This window comes from Pseudomonas sp. PB120 (assembly GCF_009761815.1).
GTDB lineage: Bacteria > Pseudomonadota > Gammaproteobacteria > Pseudomonadales > Pseudomonadaceae > Aquipseudomonas.
Map to the genome: position 1 here is coordinate 1 of NZ_RWIN01000059.1, position 4,586 is coordinate 4,586.

Genomic DNA, 4,586 nt, shown 5'->3' on the forward strand with positions numbered 1-4,586 from the left:
AGCGAATCGCTCGCGTGCTGCACAACGACCCGGCGACCGGCGTCATGCGCCACGCCGATGCGGGTTACCAGATCGCGATCGACTGCGCCAAGGAACAAGGGCTGAACCTGCCGATGATTACCGGCAAGTAATGCTTGCCCCTGTAGGAGCGAGCCTGCTCGCGATAGCGATGTATCAGCCAGTGCAGATGTTGAATTTGCCGGCCTCATCGCGAGCAAGCTCGCTCCTACACACGCTCACCCCATTCGAGGAGCCTGCCATGAGCAGCAGCCCGTTCACCCAACAACTCAAAGGCGTCCGCGTGCTGGACCTCAGCCGCGTACTCGCCGGCCCCCATTGCACCGCAATGCTCGCGGACCTGGGCGCCGACGTGATCAAATTCGAAGTGCCCGGGCACGGTGACGACAGCCGCCACCTGGGGCCTTTCAAAGATGGCGAAAGCGTCTACTTCGGCCTGATCAATCGCGGCAAACGCAGCGTCGAGATGGACTTCAAGTCCACCGCCGATCTCGCCCGGCTCTATGAACTGGTCCGTGACGCCGACGTCGTCGTGGAAAACTTTCGCCCCGGAGTAACGCAACGCCTGGGCATCGATTTCGACACCCTCAAGCAATACAACCCCAACTTGATCTACGCGAGCATTTCCGGGTTCGGCCAGCACGGCCCGCTGTCCGGCAACCCGGCCTATGACATCGTCGCCCAAGCCATGTCGGGCCTCATGAGCGTCACCGGCTTCGCCGAAACCGGCCCCACCCGCAGCGGTGAAGCCATTGGCGATCTGTGCGCCGGGGTGTACGCCGCGTGGGCCATCAGTTCCGCGCTGTTCGCCCGGGAGCGGCATGCACCCGGCGCGCAATACATCGACGTCGCGATGTTCGACGTGCTGTTCAGCCTGCAGATGACCGGCCTGTCCAACCTCTTCGCCAATGGTGTGGCGCCAGGACTGGTGGGCAACCGCCATCCGGTGTCGACGCCCTTCGATACGTATCGCGCAGCGGACGGCCAGGTGGTGATCGCCGTGGCGAGCAACAAGCTGTTCCAGCGCTTGTGCGAATGCCTGGGCAAACCGGGACTGGGCAGCGATCCACGCTTTGCCGACGACCCGCAACGCACGATCAATGAGCCGGCACTGCGCGCTGAGATCGAAAGCTGGACGCAGCAACTGAGCGTCGACCAGGTCTGCGACATTCTGCTCGATGCAGGCGTGCCGTCCTCGCCAGTCTGGAACCTTGCCCAGGCCGCTGACAGCGAGCAAGCGCAAGTGCGTCAGCTGCTGATTCGCCCCCAAGGCTCGGCCCAGCCGTTGGTGCCGCAACCGGTTTTCTTCAATGGCCACAAACCCCACGCCGTTGCGCACGCCCCACGCCTGGGCGCCGACAACGAAGCATTCGGACTGAACAAACAGGAGCAATCCCATGAACTTTGAACTGGATCAGGTCGAACTGGCCGTTATCGAAACCGCAGAAAAAGTGGCCCGCGAAGTGATCCAGCCACTTGCCCAGCACTACGACGAAAGCGAAACCTTCTGCGCGAAAAGTTTGCAGGCGTTGGCCGAACTGGGTGGCATGGGCATCAACTTGCCCGAAGAATATGGAGGCCTGGGCATTGGCAGCCTGGCCATGAGCCGCGTGGTCGAAGCCGTGGCCGGGGCCTGCGCCTCAACAGCGTCGGCCCTGACCGCGCATTTCCTGGCGACTGATTCGATCCTGATCGGCGGCACCGAAGCGCAAAAACAACACTGGCTGCCCCGCGCCGCCAGCGGTGAACTGCTCGGCGCATTTGCGCTGACGGAACCGGCGGCAGGCTCCAACCCGGCTGACATGCGCTGCCTTGCACAACGTGAAAACGGCGGCTGGCGTGTGCGTGGCAGCAAGCACTACATCACCAACGCCCGTGAAGCCGGCTTTATCGTGCTCTACGCCAAGACCGACGCCGAAGCCGGGCACAAGGGTATCAGCGCATTCATGATTCCCCAGGGCACCGAAGGCATCAGCTTCTCCAGCCCGGAAAAAACCATGGGCCTGCGCGGCAGCACGATCTACGAATTGGCACTGGACTGCTGGCTGCCGGAATCTGCACTGCTGGGCACCGAAGGCGCCGGCTTCAACACCGCCATGGCGGTGCTGGACCGGGGTCGGGTCGAAGTGGCGGCGATGTCATTGGGCATCGCCAATGCTGCCTTGCAAGCCAGCCTGAACTGGGTCCGCGAACGGCAGATCGGCCCCAAGCCGCTGGCCGCCTACCAAGGCACCCAATGGCGCCTCGCGGAGATGTACGCACAGCTCGAAGGCGCACGGATGCTGACCTGGAAAGCCGCTGCCCGCCGGGACAGCGGTGAGCGCTTCAGCCTCGATTCGGCCACGGCCAAACTGGTCGCCGCCGAATGCGCCGGTTTCGTCACCGATGCCGCACTGCAGTTGCATGGTGGCTATGGCTACATTCGCGACCTTCCGCTGGAGCGCTACGTGCGCGACGCACGAATCCTGCGAATTTTCGAAGGCACGTCGGAAGTGCAGAAAATCATCATTTCGCGAAGCCTGCTCAGCGCCCAGCACTGATCGAGCGAAAACCCGGGGCCCGCTCTGCGGGCCCCCTCCCGAGTCTTTCAACCACGAGAAGGCTGTCGTATCAAACGACACCTGAGAGGAACCGCCATGTCCGCCTCCAAAGAAAGTGCGCAGCGCAAGACGTATATAGAACGGCGATCCATCGATTACATCCCCGAATCAGAACGCCATGGGCGATTGCTCAGCCAGTTCATGCTGTGGTTCGGTGCCAACCTCCAAGTCACAGCCATCGTCACCGGGGCATTGGCCGTGGTGCTGGGGGGCGACGTGTTCTGGTCCTTGATCGGCCTGCTGATCGGCCAGGTCCTGGGCGGCGCGATCATGGCGCTGCATGCGGCCCAGGGCCCACAACTGGGCTTGCCCCAGATGATTTCCAGCCGCGTGCAGTTCGGGGTATATGGCGCCGCGATACCGATCGTGCTGGCCTGCATGATGTACGTGGGCTTTTCGGCCAGTGGTTCAGTGCTTGCGGGCCAGGCCATCGGGCAGCTGATCAATGTCAGCGATGCCACCGGGATTCTGGTATTCGCAGCGATGATCATCGCCTTGACGGTGCTCGGCTACCGGACAATTCACGTGATCGGGCGGCTGTCGAGCCTGATTGGCGTGATCGCCTTCGTTTACCTGTTCTACCGCCTGCTGTCCGTCAACGACATTGGCCAACTGCTTGAAAACCGCCACTTTTCGCTGAGCAGTTTTCTGCTGGCCATCTCGCTGTCGGCTTCTTGGCAAATCGCGTTTGGGCCCTATGTCGCCGACTATTCGCGCTACCTGCCACGAAGCACTTCTGCGCTGAAAACGTTTCTCGCCGTGGGTCTTGGCTCGGTGATCGGCACGCAGATTTCCATGGTCTTCGGGGTATTTGTCGCGGCCCTGGCAGGCGATCAGTTTGCCGGGCACGAGATTTCGTACATCGTCGGCATGGGCGCCAGCGGCGTCATTGCCTCACTGCTGTTCTTCAGCATCGTGTTCGGCAAAGTCACCATCACCACCTTGAACGCCTACGGCAGCTTCATGTCACTGGCAACCATCGTCAGTGGCTTTCGCGGCAACCACGAAATATCAAAAACCCTGCGCCTGATTTACATACTGGTCATGGTCGGGCTGGCCACAGCGCTGGCGCTGCTGGGGCGGCATTCGTTCCTGCATGACTTTTCCGCGTTCATCCTGTTCCTGCTGGCGTTTTTCACGCCCTGGAGCGCGATCAACCTGGTCGATTTCTATTTTGTGACTAAATCGCGCTATGACATTCCTGCCCTTTCCAATCCAAACGGACGATACGGTCGCTGGAACATCGCAGGTATAACGATCTATGCCATCGGCGTGGTCATTCAGTTGCCATTCATCGCCACGAGCTTTTACACCGGCCCGCTGGTCGAGGTGCTGGGCGGAACGGACATCTCGTGGCTGATTGGCCTGACATTGCCCGGCATCCTTTATTACTGGGTAGCCCGCCAGTCAAAGCAGCCATCGCCTGCACGGCTGGTACTGCCGGAAGAAACCAACGCGGCCTGATTCACGTTTTGAACAGGGCGACTCCCTGGAGTCGCCATTGAACACTTGAGTATCCACCTCCCATGGAGAGTCCAATGAAGTTGCTGGTAAGCGTTAAACGCGTCGCCGACTACAACGTCAAGGTCCGCGTCAAGGCGGACAACTCCGACGTCGACCTCGCCAACGTCAAGATGTCGATGAACCCGTTCTGCGAAATCGCAGTGGAAGAAGCCGTGCGCCTGAAAGAGCAAGGTATCGCGACTGAAATCGTCGTCGTCTCCGTCGGCCCGTCCACCGCTCAAGAGCAACTGCGCACCGCGCTGGCGCTGGGTGCCGACCGCGCCATCCTCGTCGAATCCGCCGAAAACCTGACTTCCCTGGCCGTTGCCAAGCTGCTGAAAGCCGTTGTCGACAAGGAACAGCCTCAGCTGGTGATCCTGGGCAAACAAGCCATCGACAGCGACAACAACCAGACCGGCCAGATGCTTGCTGCATTGAGCGGCTACGGTCAGGGCACCTTCGCGT

4 protein-coding genes and 1 pseudogene are annotated in these 4,586 nt (G+C 61.2%); all 5 read left to right on the forward strand.

The window, feature by feature from the left end:
- Positions 1-131, forward strand: a 131-nt coding sequence (locus EJA72_RS12840) for a hypothetical protein (protein ID WP_157711053.1), incomplete at its 5' end; no start/stop codon positions are given.
- A 128-nt stretch (positions 132-259) separates the two neighbouring features.
- Positions 260-1,426, forward strand: coding sequence for a CaiB/BaiF CoA-transferase family protein (locus EJA72_RS12845; RefSeq protein ID WP_157711816.1), 1,167 nt, complete (start codon positions 260-262; stop codon positions 1,424-1,426).
- Positions 1,416-2,558: an acyl-CoA dehydrogenase family protein gene (locus tag EJA72_RS12850; protein ID WP_157711817.1), complete on the forward strand. Its 1,143-nt coding sequence runs from the start codon at positions 1,416-1,418 to the stop codon at positions 2,556-2,558. The genes EJA72_RS12845 and EJA72_RS12850 overlap by 11 nt, the downstream gene beginning before the upstream one ends.
- Positions 2,559-2,654: 96 nt before the next feature.
- Positions 2,655-4,082: a cytosine permease gene (locus EJA72_RS12855; RefSeq protein WP_157711818.1), complete on the forward strand. Its 1,428-nt coding sequence runs from the start codon at positions 2,655-2,657 to the stop codon at positions 4,080-4,082.
- A gap of 74 nt (positions 4,083-4,156) precedes the next feature.
- Positions 4,157-4,586: pseudogene (locus tag EJA72_RS12860) on the forward strand (electron transfer flavoprotein subunit beta/FixA family protein); the annotation flags it as partial.